Here is a 16,186-nt window from a genome sequence, read left to right on the forward strand (position 1 = left end):
ACCAAAACGGATGTTTTGGTCGACGTCGCAACCCTTCGCGTGGACCGGGCGGCCACGGCAGACAGAACTGGGTCCTATTGACCGTCCGATGCTCTAGGATATCGCCCACGCGCCGAGGCGAAGAGCGCACCCGCTCCCGCGGCGCCCGTTCACCCTGCGGCGAGAGATCCGGCCTCGCCGCCTTGCTTTCGCCCGTTCGCATGACGATATGGGCCTTTCCTCCTGAAAGGATGTCTCATGGCGTTGGCCCGAATGACGGCCGAAGGTCGCGGTTTGCTGTCGTTGCTGGCACGATCGCCCCTCGAAAATCCCGATCCCGATCTCATCAAGAGCCTGGCGAGCCTCGAACTCGCCGAGCGCGTCGAAGGGCGCTGGCAACTCACGCGGTCCGGCAAGGCCTATCTCAAGGCCCATCGCTGAACGACGAAAATTTCGGCACCAGCGCGGAAAATCTCATCACAACAGTAGCTTGCGGCGGATCGACCGACGTGTTGATCTCTTATCGCAGGCGTTTTCTCCCGACGACTGTTTCAGAGAGCCTCGGCGCCGCCATCCCGCCGAGGCTCTCGTCGTCCCTCTCCGCCGTCAGGCAAGCCCAATCCCAGCGCCGGCTCCGGCCACTCCCGTTCGAGCCGCCGATAGGCCTCGGTCGTCGCTAAGATATAGTCGCGGCTGAGCGGCACGCCGTCGCGCTCGCGGCCGATCTGGATCTGAACCACATTGCCCGATCCGTACAGGAAGACGCATTCGCAGGCGGAGAGGTAGAACTCCCACATTCGCGCGAAGCGCTCGTCGTAGAGGTCCACGGCCTCGGCGCGATGCGCCTGGAAGCGCAGGCGCCATTCCTTCAGCGTCAGACCGTAATGCTTGCGCCAGATTTCGACGTCGAGAACCCAGAGGCCGGACTGCTCGACGGCCGCGCTGATCTCCGACAGAGACGGGCTGTAGCCGCCGGGGAAGATGTACTTGCGGATGAAGGGGCCGGTGACGCCCGGCGGGGATTTGCTGCTGATCGAGTGGATCAGCGCCACGCCGTTCGGCGCCAGCCGGTCCCGGACGGTGCGGAAATAGCCGGCGAGATGGTGCGCGCCGACATGCTCCAGCATGCCGACCGACACGATCCGATCGAACCGCTCGCCGATCTCGCGATAGTCGCGCACCTCGAAGCGGACCCGGTCCGACACGCCCATGGCCTTGGCCCGCGCCGTGGCGACGCGCGCCTGATCGTCGGACAGCGTGATGCCGAGCACCTCGACCTCGGCGACTCGTGCCATATAGAGCGCCAGCCCGCCCCAGCCGCAGCCGATGTCGAGCACGCTCTGGCCGTCCGCCAGATGCAGCTTCGCGGCGATGTGGCGCTTCTTCGCCGTCTGCGCCTCTTCCAGCGTCTCCTGCCCGGTCGGGAAGTAGGCGCAGGAATACTGCGCGTCCCGGTCGAGGAAGAGCCGGAAGAGATCGTCCCCGAGTTCGTAGTGGTGCTTCACGTTGGCGCGGGATCGGGACACCGGATTGTGCTGGTGCAGCCGCTTGGCCCGGCGCGCCACCGTGCGCCAGAAGGCCTGGCCTGCGCTGATGTCGAAGCTGCGCTTGTTGGCGAAGAAGACCTCGAGGACGGCATGGATGTCGCCGTCCTCGACGGTCAGAGCGCCGTCCATGTAGGCCTCGGCCGCCTTCAGCTCCGGGTTGAAGGCGATCTTCCAGTCGAAGGCAGGGTCGTGAATGCGGATCGTGGCCTCCGGCCCCGGCTCCATCCCGCCGAAGGTCTCGACCTCGCCGGCCGGGCCGATGACGGTCAGACGACCTTTGCGGACGGCCTTTCGCAGGAGAAGCGGGAGAAAGCGCATGAAGCTCGTCCGACGTTAGAGCATGATGAGGCTTGGTATGGTCATTCTGTTTGCTGCGGCTGATGCGATCCGCCAGGAGAAGGGCAAGTCGACCAAAACATCCGTTTTGGTCGGAGTACCGGGGGTACGGCCGCAGTCCTTCGACACGGCGGGCGCGCAGCCGAAGCAAACCCGAAGGGCCAGCCGTCCTCGCACCAAATCCTTCGGACCACGGCTCGAACGTAGCGCTGCTACGTCCATCGCCCTGTTCCTCGACCTTGGCACGAGGACGGCTGGCAGAATGACCATACCAAACCTCATCATGCTCTAAACCATCTCCGGCGACACGGAGCACGGCGCCGAAGCGCCGTCCACCGGACATTCGTCGGCCTGCCACGGGGAAGAGCCGCGCTCGCGCCCCTCCCCCGCAAACGCGTCACCCCTTCGATCCTCTACTCGCGCAGCGCGCGGCGCAGAACCTTGCCGACGCCGGTCTTGGGGAGAGAGTCGCGAAACTCGATGTGCTTGGGGCGCTTGTAGCCGGTGAGGTTCTCGCGGCAGAAGGCGCGCACCGCCGCGTCCGTGACGTTCGGATCGTCGGTCACGACGAAGAGCTTCACCGCCTCGCCCGAGCCCTCGTCGGGAACCGCGATCGCCGCCGCCTCGATGAGGCCGGGCATGCGCGTCACCACCTCCTCGATCTCGTTGGGATAGACGTTGAAGCCGGAGACGTTGATCATGTCCTTCTTGCGATCGACGATCCGGAAGCGCCCGTCCGGCTCCATGATGCCGATGTCGCCCGTCTTGAAGAACCCGTCCGGCGTCATCGCGCGCGCCGTCTCGTCGGGCCGGCGCCAGTAGCCCGCCATGACCTGCGGCCCGCGGATGACGATCTCGCCGGCCTCGCCCGGCGCCAGATCCTCGCCCTCCTCGCCGACGATCTTGAACTCGGTCGACGGCAGGGGCAGGCCGATCGTGCCCGTATAGACCTTGGAATCGGTGAAGTTGCAGCTGGCCGAGGGCGAGGTCTCCGAGAGGCCGTAGCCCTCGCAGATCGCGCTTCCCGTCTTCTCCAGCCAAAGCGCCGCCGTCGCCGCCTGAACCGCCATGCCGCCGCCGACCGACAGCTTCAGGTTCGACCAGTCGACCGTGCCGCACTCGGGATGCCGGGCGATGGCGCCGAAGAGCGTGTTGACGGCCGGGAAGAGATGGAAGCGCTGCCGCCGAAGCGTCGAGATGAGGGCGGGAATGTCGCGCGGATTGGGAATGAGGATGAGGCAGCCGCCCTGGCGGATGGAGAGCATCATGTTCACGGTGAAGCCGAAGATATGATAGATCGGCAGGGCGCAGACCGTGACGGGCTGCTCGTTCGCCGGGATCAGCGCGGTCGCCGGGCTGTTCCACAGCTCCGACTGCAGGACGTTGGCGATGATGTTCGAATGGGTGAGCGTCGCGCCCTTCGAGACGCCCGTCGTGCCGCCCGTATACTGCAGGACGGCGACGTCGCCGAGCCTGGTCGTCACCTCCCGGAACGGGGCGGCGCGGCCGATGGAGAGCGCCTTGTTCCACCGGACGGCGCCGGGCAGGCTGTAGGCCGGCACCATCTTCTTCACCCGCCGCAGCATGAAATTGACGACGAGCCCCTTCAGCTTGGGCAGCGTGTCGCCGATCGAGGCGAGGACGACATGGCGGACCGGCGTCTCGGCGCGGCACGCCTCGAACGTGTTCGCCATGTTTTCCAGGATTACGATCGCATTGGCGCCGGAATCGGCGAGCTGGTGCTGGAGTTCACGCGGCGTGTAGAGCGGATTGGTGTTCACGACGGTCAGGCCCGCCCGCAGGATGCCGGCGACGGCGATCGGATATTGCGGCACGTTCGGCATCATCAGCGCGACCCGGTCGCCCTTCTCAAGCCCGAGCGACTGGAGATAGGCCGCGAACGCCCTGGACCCCTCATCGATCTCGCGATAGGTCGTCGTCGTCCCCATGAACTCCACGAGCGGCCGGTCGCCGAAGCGCGCGAAGGATTCCGTCAGAAGCTCGGTCAGCGAGCGATACGGAAATTCCGGCAGCTCATGCGGCATGCTCGCAGGGTAGTGCTGAAGCCAGGGCCTGTTCACGCGTTTCCTCCCACCGTTTTCACATAGGGATACAGGAGACTGCGGCAGAACGAAACATATTACGTTTACGTAAGCGTCGATGATTTTCGAGGGTTGTTAACGCGCCCGGAGGGAGACCCTGCCGGCGGAAGGCGGCGGCGGCGCGGGCGGGCGTTTCGCGCCCCGAGCCAAGCCGGCAGGCATCAGGCGCCCGTGGTGGGCTCCGGTCCGTATCCGGCCAGGAAGAGGTCGATGCCGCTCTCGATTCGCCGCTTGGTCGTCCCCGGCGCATTCGGAGCGATGCCGAGCAGGCCGCGGGTCGGCACGTCGCCGGCCATCAGCTGCACGAACTGGATGGCGCCGAGACCGGGATCGTCCACCCGCAACAGTCCGCGGCGGGTCGCTTCGGACAGGAACTCGGCCAGACGCAGCTCGAAACGTTTGGGGCCCGCCTCGTAGAAGCGCTCCCCCAGTTCGGGAAAACGGACGGTCTGGGAAACGACGCTGCGATAGAGCCGCATCGTCTCCGCCTGTTCCAGCAATTCGACGAACTGGCGGCCGAACCGGCAAAGCTCGTGCCGGACGTCGCCAAGCTCGGACGAGGAATCCCAGACGTCGTCCGCGATCTTGTTGCAGCGCGCGCCGATCAGCGTGGAGAAGAGATTCTCCTTGCTGCTGAAATAGGCGTAGAGCGTCGCCTTCGACACCTTCGCCTCGCGCGCGATCGCATCGGTGCTGACCGCCTCGTAGGGCAATTGCATGAAGAGGCGCCCGGCCGCTTCGAGAAGCTGCCGGACCTTCGGATTGTCCTGATCGAGACGATGGGGATCGAAAGCGTCGCCGACGTCGGCCGTGCCGCTTTCGGCCATTTCGGCCTGCTTGTCGCTCTTCAGGGTCACGGCATCCTCCCCCTACGGAACCGGTTCGCATCGAATTAAACTGCACGGTTCAGTTTTCCCGTTGACGGGTGACGGATTCTGCGTCATCCGTCAACACTGAACTGAACGGTCTAGTCGAACGAGGCTCCGCGCCCTCATGCCCCTTCCTCATCCATCGAGCATCAAGCGCTCGCCGGTCTCCCGTGCGTCCCTCTGGGCCGCGGGCCTCGCCGCCCTGTTCCTGTCCGGCTGCGGCGAGCCCGAGGCGCCGCCGCCCAAGACCGCCGAGCTCGTGAAGGTCGCAACCGTCCGCTACGAGTCGATCGCGCGCACCGTCTCGCTCGCCGGCACGGTGGCGGCGCGTGTGGAGAGCGATCTGTCCTTCCGCGTCGCGGGGCGCATCGCCGAGCGGCGGGTCGATGTCAGCGACATCGTGAAGAAGGGCGATATCCTGGCGACGCTGGAAACGGCGGAACAGGAGTCGGACCTCCAATCCGCGGAGGCGACGCTCCAGTCCGCACGCGTCACGCTCGCCCAGGCCGAGACGAACTTCCGGCGCCAGAAGACGCTGAACGAATCCGGCTACACGACCCGCAGCACGCTGGACGCCGCCCAGGAGCAGTTCCGCACCGCTCAAGGCTCCGTCGAATCGGCGGAGGCCGATGTCGGCACGGCCCAGGACCAGCTGTCCTTCACGGTCCTGCGCGCCGATGCCGACGGCGTCGTGACCGCCCGCAACGCGGAGGCCGGACAGGTCGTCGCCGCCGCGCAGACCGTCTTCGCCATCGCGCAGGACGGCGAGCGGGACGCGGTCTTCGACATCTACGAGGCGCTTCTCGCCACCTCGACGCCGGCCGGCGCGATCGATGTCGGCCTCGTCTCCGATCCCAGCGTTCAAGCCGTCGGCAAGGTGCGCGAGATTGCCCCGACCTTCGACACAGCGACCGGCACCGTGCGCGTGAAGGTCTCCCTCCTCGCTCCGCCGCCCTCCATGAGCCTCGGGGCGGCCGTCGCCGGCAGCGCCGCGTTCGAGCCGAAGCGGCTCTTCGCCCTGCCCTGGCGCGCGCTTTCCTCCGGCCCCGGCGGCCCGCGCGTCTGGATCGTCGATCCCAAGACCTCGACGGTCTCGCTTCGCGCCATCACCATCGACCGCTACCGCACCGGCGAAATCCTCGTCCAGGGCGGGCTCAACGACGGCGAGATTGTCGTCACCGACGCCAGCCGATTCCTGCGCGAAGGCCAGACCGTCGCCATCTCGACCGGAGACGTCTCGTGAAACGCCTGGCTCTCCTCGGCTCCCTTCTCGCCGCCGCTTCCGCGCTCGCCGCCTGTCAGGGCGAGGAGGAGGCACCGCCTCCCCCGGTGCGACCAGTCCTGTCGGTCGTCGTCGCCCCGCAGGTGCAGGAGCAGGCGGGCTATACGGGCATCGTCGAGCCGCGCTTCTCGCGCGATCTCGGCTTTCGCATTCTCGGCCGCATGGTGGCGCGCGAGGTCGACATCGGCCAGGACGTGAAGAAGGGGCAGCTCCTCGCCTCGCTCGATCCGACCGCCGTCGCGCTGACCGTGCGCCAGCTCGAGGCCGAATATGCCAAGGCCGAGGCGCAGCTCGTCAACGCGAGCGCGACCCGCCAGCGCCAGCAGGCGCTCGTCGAGCGCCGCGTCAACTCGCAGGCCGAGCTCGACCAAGCCGAGCAGGCCCGCGCCAGCGCCGACAGCGCCGTGCTGCGCGGTCGCGCCGCCCTCGACAAGGCGCGCGAGCAGCTCTCCTATTCTCGCCTGATCTCCGACACGGACGGCGTCGTGACCGCGGTCGGCGCGGAGGTCGGCCAGACCGTGACGCCCGGCCAGACCGTCGTCACGGTCGCGCAGGCCGAGGTCCGGGAGGCCGTCGTCGACATTCCCGACGAGGTCGCCCAGCGCCTCAGCGAGGGAGACCGGTTCGAGACCGCGCTTCAGGTCGATCCCAAGATCGTGGCCGAGGGCATGATCCGCGAGATCGCGCCCGAAGCCGATGCGGCCACGCGCACCCGCCGCGTGCGCATCACGCTCGACGACCTGCCGCCCGCCTTCCGCATCGGCACGACCGTGACGGCGCGCCAGAAGGTCAAGGATCTGCAGTCGATCGACCTGCCGCGCACCGCGCTTCTCGAAGAGGGCGGCAAGAGCTTTGTCTTCGTCGTCGACGAGGCGGCGTCCAAGGTCGTGCGCCGGCCGGTCGAGATCGACGGACTCGCCGGCTCCCTCTTCCGCATCAAGAGCGGCATCGACATCGGTGCCCGCGTCGTCACCGCCGGCGTTCACACGCTGAAGGACGGCGATCCCATCAAGCTCGGCGAGGAGATCGCCCCGTGACCGAGAAGCAGCCCTTCAACCTGTCGAGCTGGGCGCTCAAGCACCGCTCCCTCGTCTGGTACTTCATGCTGGTCGCCTCGATCGCGGGCACGCTGGCCTACATGAACCTCGGCCGCGAGGAAGATCCGAACTTCACGATCAAGACGATGCTGATCACGGCCACCTGGCCGGGCGCATCGGTCGACGACACGGTCGATCAGGTGACGGACCGCATCGAGAAGAAGCTCGAGGAGATCACCACGATCGACTTCACGCGCAGCCAGACCACGCCCGGCCGCACGACGATCTACCTGCAGCTTCTCGACACGACGCGCGGGCGGGCCGTGGCGGACGCCTGGCTGCGCGTGCGCAACATCCTGTCCGACATCAAGGGCGAGCTGCCCGCCGGCGTCCAGGGACCCTTCTTCAACGACGATTTCGGCGACGTCTTCGGCAATATCTACGCCTTCACGGCCGACGGCCTGTCGCAGCGCCAGCTGCGCGACTATGTCGAGGCCGCGCGCGCCCGCATCATGACCGTGCCCAATGTCGGCAAGGTCAATCTCGTCGGCGAGCAGAACGAGGTCGTCTATCTGGAATTCTCCACCCAGCAGACCGCCGCGCTCGGCCTGACCCAGCAGACCATCATCGACGCCCTCGCCGCTCAGAACGCGATCTCGCCCTCCGGCACGATCGAGGCGGACGGCGAGCGCGTCTCGGTGCGCGTCAACGGCCAGTTCGCCTCCGAGGACGGCCTGCGCGACGTCAATCTCTACATCAACAACCGCTTCTTCCGCCTGTCGGACGTCGCCACCATCACGCGCGGCTATGCCGATCCGCCGACCTCCCTCTTCCGCTACAACGGCGAACCGGCGATCGCGCTCGCCATCGGCATGAAACCCGCCGCCAACCTTCTGGAGTTCGGCGAGGCGCTGACCGAGGAGATGCGCGTCATCACCGAGGAACTGCCGGTCGGCGTCGGCATCCACCTCGTCTCCGACCAGCCCAAGGTCGTCGAGGAGGCCGTCGGCGGCTTCACCAAGGCGCTGGCCGAAGCCATCGGCATCGTTCTCATCGTCTCCTTCATCAGTCTCGGCATGCGCGCCGGCCTGATCGTCGCGCTGTCGATCCCGCTCGTTCTCGCCATCACCTTCGTGACGATGCAGTATTTCGGCATCTCGCTTCAGCGCATCTCGCTCGGCGCGCTGATCATCGCGCTCGGCCTTCTCGTGGACGACGCGATGATCGCGGTGGAGATGATGGTGTCGCGCCTGGAGGTCGGCGACAAGCTGGAGAAGGCGGCGACCTACGTCTACACCTCCACCGCCTTTCCCATGCTCACCGGCACGCTGGTGACGGTGGCGAGCTTCATCCCCGTCGGCCTCAACAATTCGGGCGCCGGCGAGTTCACCTTCACGCTCTTCGTCGTGATCGCGGTCTCGCTCCTCGTCTCCTGGGTCGTCGCCGTGCTCTTCACGCCGCTGCTCGGCGTGACCTTCCTGCCCAAGACCATGAAGAAGCACCACGACCGGCCGGGCTGGTTCACGCGCGGCTTCCGCGCCCTGCTGCTCGTCTGCGTGCGCTTCAAATGGCTGACCATCGCCGCGACGCTGGCGATCTTCGCCACCTCGCTCTACGGCATGGGCTTCGTCCAGCAGCAGTTCTTCCCCTCCTCCGACCGTCCCGAAGTGATCGTGGACTGGACCGCGCCGCAGAACGCCTCGATCACCGAGACCAAGGCGGAGATGGACCGGTTCGAGCGGCAACTTAAGGAAGACGAGGACGTCGCCTACTGGTCGTCCTATGTCGGCGAGGGCGCGCAGCGCTTCCTGCTCTCCTACGACGTGCCGACGCCGAGCCCGAATTTCGGCCAGATCGTCATCATGTCCAAGGGGCTGGAAGAGCGCGACCGGCTCATCGCCCGGCTGCGCGAGATCGGCGAGACGCAGTTCATCGGCACCGACGTCTTCGTCCACACGCTCGACATCGGCCCGCCCGTCGGCCGCCCGATCCAGTACCGCGTGAGCGGGCCGGAGCTCCAGTCCGTTCGCGAAAAGGCGCAAGGACTTGCCGCCATCGTCGGCGCCAATGCCAACACGAGCCGCGTCACCTACGACTGGAACGAGCCGGCGCGCGTGGTGAAGGTCGATCTCATCCAGGACAAGGCGCGCCAGCTCGGCATCACCTCCCAGGATGTGGCGACCGTCCTCAACGGCGTCGTCGGCGGCTCCACCGCGACCCAGATCCGCGACTCCATCTATCTCGTCGACGTCGTCAGCCGGGCCCGCCCGAGCGAGCGCTCGTCGATCGAGACGCTGCAGAACCTGCAGATCCCCGCGCAGAACGGGCGTTCCTTCCCGCTCGCCTCGATCGCCCGCTTCCACTACGAGCTGGAGCAGCCGGTCGTCTGGCGACGGGACCGCATCCCGACCATCACCATCAAGGCCGCCCTCACCTCCTCCGTTCAGCCCGCGACCGTCGTGGCGCAGCTCAAATCCGAGGTGGACGCCTTCATCGAGAAGCTGCCGCCGGGCTACAAGGTCGAGACCGGCGGCGCGGTGGAGGAAAGCGCCAAGGGCCAGGGCCCGATCGCGGCCGTCGCGCCCATGATGCTGATCGCCATGACGACGCTTCTCATGTTCCAGCTGCAGAGCTTCCAGCGGCTGTTCATCGTCGTGGCCGTGGCGCCGCTCGGGCTGATCGGCGTCGTCGCGGCGCTTCTACCCTCGGGCGCACCGCTCGGCTTCGTCGCGATCCTCGGCGTCCTCGCCCTGATCGGCATCCTCATTCGAAACTCGGTCATCCTCGTCGTGCAGATCGAGGATCACATCAGGGACGGCCACGACAAATGGGATGCCGTGCTCGACGCGACCGAGCACCGGATGCGGCCGATCCTGCTCACGGCCGCCGCCGCCTCGCTCGCGCTGATCCCGATCTCGCGCGAGATCTTCTGGGGGCCGATGGCCTACGCCATGATGGGCGGCATCGTCGTCGGCACGGTGCTGACGCTGCTCTTCCTGCCCGCGCTCTACGTCGCCTGGTTCCGCATCAAGCCGCCAAAGACGGACGCCTCGGCCTCGACGGATGCTCCGGCGGCGCATCACGGCGGAGAGGCCCCCGCGCCCGCGGCCTGACGAAAACGGCTCGGCATTCTTGAAACGCGAAGGGCGCGGACGATCATCGTCCGCGCCCTTCCGATTTGCGACCCGCAGCTTCCTCGTCAGACGACGAGGTCGATCAGGAAAGGCCCCTCGCGCCGGAAACTGCCGCGAAGGAGATCGGCGCATTCGTCCAGCGTCGTTGCCCGCGCCGCTTCGACGCCCATCCCTTCCGCGATCTTCACCCAGTCGAGCCCGGGATTGCCGAGATCGAGCATGGCCATGGCGGTCGCGCCGGGTCTGGCGCCGACGGCCTCGTATTCCCCGATGAGGATCTGGTAGCGCCGGTTGTTGAGGAGGATCGTCGTCACCGGCAGCTTCTCTCGCGCCTGTGTCCAGAGCGACTGCACCGTGTACATGGCCGAGCCGTCCGCCTGGAGGCTGAGGACGCGCCGGTCCCGGCCGGCGGCGATGGAGGCGCCCGTCGCCACCGGCATGCCGTCGCCGATCGCGCCGCCCGTCAGCTGCAGCCAGTCATGCGGGGCGGCCGCATGGGTCACGCCGTAGAAGCTCCATCCGTAGGTGAGACTCTCGTCGGAGACGATCGCATTCTCCGGCAGGAGCGCGGCGACCACGCGCGCCAGCCCTTCCGGCGTCGGCGCGCCCCGCGCGATCTCCGTCACGGGGCCGGGATCGTCGAAGGGCACGTGCGGCGCGTCCAGCGCCTCGGCGAGAGCCTCCAGCGCCGCCTCGCTGTCCTGCTCGTAGCGGCAGAGCGTGTGGATCTCGGCATCGGGCCGGTGCTGGACGGAGGGCTTTCCGGGATAGGCGAAGAAGCCGACCGGCGGTTTAGCGCTGACGAGCACGATCTGCCGGAAGGGCGCCAAAGCCGCGACCGCGAGGTCGAACGGATAGGGCACGCGGTCGAGCTGCATGCGCCCGCGACCGCGCTCGATCCGCGCGTTGACATATTCCGCCTTCACCGACGCGCCCGTCGCCTTCGCGATCCGAAAAGCCAGCGCCTGCGCCTTGGCCGTCACGCCGCGCCCGCCCAGAAGGAGAAGCGTGCCCGGATGGGTGCGAAGGACGCGCGCGGCCGTCTCGATCGCCAGCGGATCGATCGCCGGCGGCGCCGGCGGCGGGTTCACCTCCGCCACCACGCCGCCCTCGCTCCAGGACGTGTCGGAGGGCAGAATCAGCGTCGCCACCGCGCCCGGCAGCGTGCGCGCCGCCGCGATCGTGGCCGCCGCGTCCCGTCCGACATCCGCCGCCCGCGCCGAGGTCCGCACGAAGCCGGAGACGGTCCGCGCCATCGCGTCGGTGTCGGCGGTCAGCGGCGCGTCGAAGGGCCGGTGATAGGTCGCCTGATCGCCCACGATGTTGACGATGCCGCTCCGCGCCCGGCGCGCATTGTGGAGATTGGCCAAGCCGTTGGCGAGGCCGGGCCCGCAATGGAGCAGCGTCGCGGCGGGCTTTCCGGCCATCCGGAAATAGCCGTCCGCCATGCCGGTGACGACGTTCTCCTGCAACCCCAGCACGCAGCGCATGCCCGGGATCTGATCGAGCGCCGCCACGAAATGCATCTCGCTCGTGCCGGGATTGGCAAAGCACGTATCGACCCCGCCGCCGAGCAGCGTGCGCACCAGACTTTCCGCACCGTTCATGTCGTCTCCTCCATCTCGGCGACGATGGAACCAGACATGGACGCCGAACGGAACCTCCGGGCGGACGGTGGCCGAGGTTTCTTGCCGCCGACGCGGTTCGGCGAGCCTTCGCAAAAGGACTTGCACCGCCGCGACCGGCGTGGATTGCTGAAGCTTCCAACAGGAGAAACGTTATGTCGCTCGAACATTGGCTGGCCTTCGTCGCGGCGTCTGCCGTTCTCCTCGCCATTCCGGGGCCGACGATCCTTCTCGTCATCTCCTACGCGCTGGGCCATGGACGAAAGGCCGCGTCCTCGACGGTCGCAGGCGTGGCGCTCGGCGACTTTACCGCGATGACCGCCTCCATGCTGGGGCTCGGCGCGCTGCTGGCGACCTCGGCCGCCCTCTTCACGGCGCTGAAATGGATCGGGGCCGCCTATCTCGTTTATCTCGGCATCAAGCTCTGGCGCGCGCCGGTCTCCCCCGGCGGCGTCGACGCCGCCGTCGAGGATGCGCCGACGGAACGGCCGCTCCGTATCTTCCTGCACACCTACGTGGTGACGGCGCTGAACCCGAAGAGCATCATCTTCTTCGTCGCCTTCCTCCCCCAGTTCCTCGACACCTCGCGCCCGCTCCTGCAGCAGATGGTCGTCTTCGAGGTGACGTTCCTCGTTCTCGCCACGCTGAACGCGGCCCTCTACGGCCTCCTGGCGTCCCTCGCGCGCAACTCCATCCGCCGTCCAGGCGTCCAGCGCGCGGTCAACCGGGTCGGCGGCTCCCTGATGATCGGCGCCGGCGCCCTCGCCGCCGGCTGGCGCCGCACGGCGTAGAGTTTGTCGGGCATCAGCGGAAACCGGCTATTCCGAAAAGACAAACGGAATCAGATGAATACAGAGTCTGACGGAACCCTCGGCGCCCGCGTTCCGGCGTTACATCACCGGGATGCTCCAAAGACTCGCCAGACGGGCTGACTCGCCGGGGCTCGGCACGAGGGGACGCCGTTTCCCGGCGAGCTAGGACCTTGCTCACGCCGGAAAAGCTCGCCACTTGGTCGCGTGGCGGGTCGAATATGATAGCGTCTCAGGCAGCATTTATCTGGGACGCTTAGTAGTTCGGAATGATCGAATTTATTGACAGCTATCTGAAGTCTCCAACCCTCGCGATCGTGGTCGGCTTCCTCTTTACGATAGTGCTTCCTCGATTGTGGAAGGCAATCACAAAAGTATTTTATCAAATCCTTCGGCACTCAAACGACCGAGTGTCAGAGATATTTCTTACATGGGAGATTGAGAAAATCCTTCATGCCCGCACCGAAATAAAAGAAAATCGCTTTATATACTCCTTTCATTTAATGAATACAAAATTCATTTTTTGGTCAATTGCATCTGTTGGAACGTATATATTCGCAATTCAGGCTGTATATGAATCGACAGATGGCGATCCAATAAGGGTTATAGTATGGATGTTTTTCTTTTACTGTGTCGCCGGCATGGCGCGGAATGCCCTCAAGATTGCGATGTCGATGGCTTTAGTGGAAAATCTTGAGAAGGAACTCAGCAATAACATTGCTAATTCAAAAATTCTGAAACGACGTGGATATGCGATTAAACCCAAATATCAATCTCTTTTAGACTCTGCTAATCGGGATGGGGAATTTCCATAATCGGTGCGCTTAAATACCGAGTCGGAGGAAATTTAAGATCTCAGCTACTCCGCCAATAAGGCAGTAAAGCGCGATTGTAGCCATTGAGATCGCCATCCATCTAGATGCGGTTACTTTGGCACCGAGATCATCGTCGTCTTTCGGCCACGCCTCTGACGTCTCGATCATACGAGGGTCCGCCCAATTATCGTAGACCTCTGTCGCAAACGACCAGTTGAACCATGTTGCCGCCCCGGCGACGAAGGTGAAGCCGATGCCTGCCACGAACCATGCTCCGGCAGCCATAAAGAGCGGCTTCGCCAAAGTATCCAACTGGGTGATTGCGACAATCGAACCGCCATTCATCAGAAGGAGCCAGTTCAGGAGCCAACGCCCATAAGCGACTTGCGCTTCAAACGCTCGTTGCCGGAGATCAATAAAGCTGTCGAAATGTGCCCGTGCGACGCGCTTTGTAAGCTTCAGAGGCTTCGTCAGGTTCAGCCATTAATCGGTCTCCATAGGGGGCTTTGATCGGTGCGCGGACGAATCATATCAATCGCCCGCGATATTGACCATGTTCCCTATTTGTTCCGATCATGCCGCATGAGTCGTTCGGTACGAACTCTCAGGGAAGCCATGCATCGGCATATGGACGTCGAGGTTCAGTGCTGAGCCTTTCGGCATTCGGCGCACTTCGTCGCGTCAGACCTCTTGCCGATCGCGAAGACCGTCAGCGTCGAGGAGCGGGCTTCAGATGCTTTCACTGCTAAAGCGACCAGTTCCGCGCCTATCCCCGCGAGATCGCGAGCAATACGGAGCACGTCATCATCTATCGGCCATGGTCTCGATGTACAGGTTCCATACGCCGGAAAACTGTTCCGGCTGCCTGTTCCGGCGAATCAATAAATATATGATTTTATTTGGGAATAGGACGCTGGCTGGGGCGCCAGGATTCGAACCTGGGAATGGCGGTACCAAAAACCGCTGCCTTACCACTTGGCGACGCCCCAATGCCGGTCGGGCCGGGGCCGTTTCATAGCGGGGTCGGGGCGTGCTGGCAACGGTGCTGCGAGGGACTCGGGTGGCAGCGCGTGCGTCGGCCCGGTCGAGGGCGCGAAACCGGAATGCCGATCGTCCTCACTTGTCGCTTGCAGGGCGCGGGAAGGGTCGCTATAGACGGCTCCGCACGGTCACGGAGTGTAGCGCAGCCTGGTAGCGCACCTCGTTCGGGACGAGGGGGTCGCAGGTTCGAATCCTGCCACTCCGACCATGCGCTTCAAAGCTTCCCGAAGGCCGAGCGTTTCCACTTTCAAGACATCAGCATCGACGACATCGGTACGCCGCCGCTGTGTCATCATGTCGCCGGACTCCCACCCTGGATCGGATCGCGATCCGTCCGTCTCGGGCAAGTCCCTCACGATCTCGCAAGATCGAGATACATCTCGGCCGATCGGGAGACCGTCGGCGGGGGGGTGAGATTTCCGGCGAGGGCGGGGCCGAGCGCCTCCTCCATCAGCAGCCGTCGCAGCACATCCGCCAGCGCCCGCGCGTCGCCCGGCTCGAAGAGGAGCCCGCCCACGCCGTCGCGCACAGCCTCCGCCATGCCGCCGAGGCGGGCGGCGAGGACGGGGCGGCCATGGGCGAAGGCCTCGTCGATGACGAGCGGGGCGTTCTCCCACCAGAGCGAGGGAACGAGGACCGCGTCGACCGCGGCCATGCGCCCGCCGAGTTCGCCGCGGGTGTAGGCGCCGCGCCAGCGGAGCACGCCCGCCTCGCGCAAGGGCTCGGCGAGCCGCTCGACCAGCGCCCGATACCAGCCCTCCTGCGCTTCGATGCGGCTCGCATTGACCTCCAGGCGGATGCGGGCGCGATGGACGGGCTCCAGATGATGGAGGGCGGCGAGCGCCAGATGGAGGCCCTTGGGCGGCCGGGCCTGCCCGAAGAAGCCGAGCGCCAACGTCGGGCCGAAGACGGGCGGCGCGATGGGCTCGCCCGGCCGCGCCATGCCGTTGGCGATCACATGGAGGCGCGCGGGATCGAGGCCCCAGCGGCGATAGCGCTCCGCGAGAAAGACGGATGGGCCGACGAAGGCGTCGACCTTCGCGAAGGCGGCACGAAAGCGGGCGAGACGCTCGGCGGCGACGGCTTGTCCGTCCTCCGGAAAGCAGCGGGCGCAAGGCTCGATGCCGCTTTCGGCGCAGAGGGCGCTGGATAGAGGCGGCGCGCCCGGCGAAACCCGGGTGATCATGAGCCCCTGGTTGCGGCAGATGCCGAGATAGTCGTGCAGCGTCAGAACGATGCGGGCCTTTGGAAGCGCCGATCGGATCTCGGCGATGACGTCGAGGCCGAGATGGACGACATGGTGGAGAAAGACCACGTCCGGCGAAAACGCCGCCAGAAAGTCCCGAAGCCCCCGCCCCGGCGGCGCCTCGTCCGGCCGGGCCTTCAGAAGCGGCCAATCCGCGATGTCGCGGCGGATGAGATACTCGCCAGGACGCAGGCAGCCGATGGCGCCCTGCGGCAGGCGGGGCTCGCCGGTCCGCGCCAGGAAGCGCGCTTCGCCGATGTCGGGGTGAACCGAAAGCCCCTGAAAGAGCGCGTAGGCCGCGAGTTCGCCGCCCCCGGGGCCGAAATCGGGATGGCCATGGGAGACGACCAGCGCTCTCATCGCC

12 protein-coding genes and 2 tRNA genes are annotated in these 16,186 nt (G+C 66.0%); 7 read left to right on the plus strand and 7 right to left on the minus strand.

Annotation, left to right across the window (positions count from 1 at the left end; translation table 11 throughout):
• The first annotated feature begins 237 nt into the window (after positions 1-237).
• A complete protein-coding gene (locus ASG62_RS26200) occupies positions 238-420 on the plus strand; it encodes a hypothetical protein (protein ID WP_156381969.1) in 183 nt (60 codons plus the stop codon).
• Positions 421-530: 110 nt separating this feature from the next.
• On the opposite strand, the gene ASG62_RS04845 is transcribed toward ASG62_RS26200, so the two are convergent.
• The 3 genes from ASG62_RS04845 to ASG62_RS04860 all read right to left on the minus strand — a co-directional run bounded on the left by ASG62_RS04845 (position 531) and on the right by ASG62_RS04860 (position 4,821).
• Positions 531-1,844: an SAM-dependent methyltransferase gene (locus tag ASG62_RS04845; RefSeq protein ID WP_082537509.1), complete on the minus strand. Its 1,314-nt coding sequence runs from the start codon at positions 1,842-1,844 to the stop codon at positions 531-533.
• A 431-nt stretch (positions 1,845-2,275) separates the two neighbouring features.
• A complete protein-coding gene (locus ASG62_RS04855) occupies positions 2,276-3,943 on the minus strand; it encodes an AMP-binding protein (protein WP_200944779.1) in 1,668 nt (555 codons plus the stop codon).
• A 182-nt stretch (positions 3,944-4,125) separates the two neighbouring features.
• Positions 4,126-4,821, minus strand: coding sequence for a TetR/AcrR family transcriptional regulator (locus tag ASG62_RS04860; protein WP_056699645.1), 696 nt, complete (start codon positions 4,819-4,821; stop codon positions 4,126-4,128).
• A 136-nt stretch (positions 4,822-4,957) separates the two neighbouring features.
• On the opposite strand from ASG62_RS04860, the gene ASG62_RS04865 reads away from it, so the two are divergent.
• From ASG62_RS04865 to ASG62_RS04875, 3 genes are read left to right on the plus strand one after another with little or no spacing between them, the layout of a single operon-like run.
• Positions 4,958-6,076, plus strand: coding sequence for an efflux RND transporter periplasmic adaptor subunit (locus ASG62_RS04865; protein ID WP_056699649.1), 1,119 nt, complete (start codon positions 4,958-4,960; stop codon positions 6,074-6,076).
• Positions 6,073-7,152: an efflux RND transporter periplasmic adaptor subunit gene (locus tag ASG62_RS04870; protein ID WP_056699652.1), complete on the plus strand. Its 1,080-nt coding sequence runs from the start codon at positions 6,073-6,075 to the stop codon at positions 7,150-7,152. Before ASG62_RS04865 ends, ASG62_RS04870 begins: the two co-directional genes overlap by 4 nt.
• Complete coding sequence (locus ASG62_RS04875; protein ID WP_274532603.1) at positions 7,149-10,265, plus strand: efflux RND transporter permease subunit; 3,117 nt, start codon at positions 7,149-7,151, stop codon at positions 10,263-10,265. The genes ASG62_RS04870 and ASG62_RS04875 overlap by 4 nt, the downstream gene beginning before the upstream one ends.
• A gap of 86 nt (positions 10,266-10,351) precedes the next feature.
• Here ASG62_RS04875 and ASG62_RS04880 read toward each other — a convergent pair whose 3' ends face one another.
• Complete coding sequence (locus tag ASG62_RS04880) at positions 10,352-11,893, minus strand: acetolactate synthase large subunit (RefSeq protein WP_056699654.1); 1,542 nt, start codon at positions 11,891-11,893, stop codon at positions 10,352-10,354.
• 173 nt (positions 11,894-12,066) lie between these two features.
• On the opposite strand from ASG62_RS04880, the gene ASG62_RS04885 reads away from it, so the two are divergent.
• Both ASG62_RS04885 and ASG62_RS26205 read left to right on the plus strand, forming a co-directional pair.
• Entirely contained in the window at positions 12,067-12,702 is a 636-nt protein-coding gene (locus tag ASG62_RS04885; protein ID WP_056699657.1) for a LysE family translocator, read from the plus strand.
• Positions 12,703-12,989: 287 nt separating this feature from the next.
• Complete coding sequence (locus tag ASG62_RS26205) at positions 12,990-13,535, plus strand: hypothetical protein (RefSeq protein WP_156381970.1); 546 nt, start codon at positions 12,990-12,992, stop codon at positions 13,533-13,535.
• A gap of 9 nt (positions 13,536-13,544) precedes the next feature.
• Here the strand turns inward: ASG62_RS26205 and ASG62_RS04890 are convergent, their stop codons facing one another.
• Together ASG62_RS04890 and ASG62_RS04895 are read right to left on the minus strand one after the other, a co-directional pair.
• Entirely contained in the window at positions 13,545-13,880 is a 336-nt protein-coding gene (locus tag ASG62_RS04890; RefSeq protein ID WP_056699661.1) for a hypothetical protein, read from the minus strand.
• 569 nt (positions 13,881-14,449) lie between these two features.
• Positions 14,450-14,524 (minus strand) — tRNA-Gln (locus tag ASG62_RS04895).
• Positions 14,525-14,707: 183 nt separating this feature from the next.
• On the opposite strand from ASG62_RS04895, the gene ASG62_RS04900 reads away from it, so the two are divergent.
• Positions 14,708-14,784 (plus strand) — tRNA-Pro (locus ASG62_RS04900).
• Between the two features lie 144 nt (positions 14,785-14,928).
• On the opposite strand, the gene ASG62_RS04905 is transcribed toward ASG62_RS04900, so the two are convergent.
• Complete coding sequence (locus tag ASG62_RS04905) at positions 14,929-16,182, minus strand: glycosyltransferase (RefSeq protein WP_056699665.1); 1,254 nt, start codon at positions 16,180-16,182, stop codon at positions 14,929-14,931.
• Positions 16,183-16,186 lie beyond the last annotated feature (4 nt).

The sequence above is a fragment of the Aureimonas sp. Leaf427 genome, assembly GCF_001425485.1.
In the GTDB taxonomy this organism is placed as follows: Bacteria; Pseudomonadota; Alphaproteobacteria; order Rhizobiales; family Rhizobiaceae; genus Plantimonas.

Excerpts from the sequence above, each read along its gene's own strand:
- ASG62_RS26200 (WP_156381969.1), top strand. The coding sequence starts at position 238 with ATGGCGTTGGCCCGAATGACGGCCGAAGGTCGCGGTTTGCTGTCGTTG.
- ASG62_RS04845 (WP_082537509.1), bottom strand. The coding sequence starts at position 1,844 with ATGCGCTTTCTCCCGCTTCTCCTGCGAAAGGCCGTCCGCAAAGGTCGT.
- ASG62_RS04865 (WP_056699649.1), top strand. The coding sequence starts at position 4,958 with ATGCCCCTTCCTCATCCATCGAGCATCAAGCGCTCGCCGGTCTCCCGT.
- ASG62_RS04880 (WP_056699654.1), bottom strand. The coding sequence starts at position 11,893 with ATGAACGGTGCGGAAAGTCTGGTGCGCACGCTGCTCGGCGGCGGGGTC.
- ASG62_RS04885 (WP_056699657.1), top strand. The coding sequence starts at position 12,067 with ATGTCGCTCGAACATTGGCTGGCCTTCGTCGCGGCGTCTGCCGTTCTC.
- ASG62_RS26205 (WP_156381970.1), top strand. The coding sequence starts at position 12,990 with ATGATCGAATTTATTGACAGCTATCTGAAGTCTCCAACCCTCGCGATC.
- ASG62_RS04890 (WP_056699661.1), bottom strand. The coding sequence starts at position 13,880 with ATGAATGGCGGTTCGATTGTCGCAATCACCCAGTTGGATACTTTGGCG.
- ASG62_RS04905 (WP_056699665.1), bottom strand. The coding sequence starts at position 16,182 with ATGAGAGCGCTGGTCGTCTCCCATGGCCATCCCGATTTCGGCCCCGGG.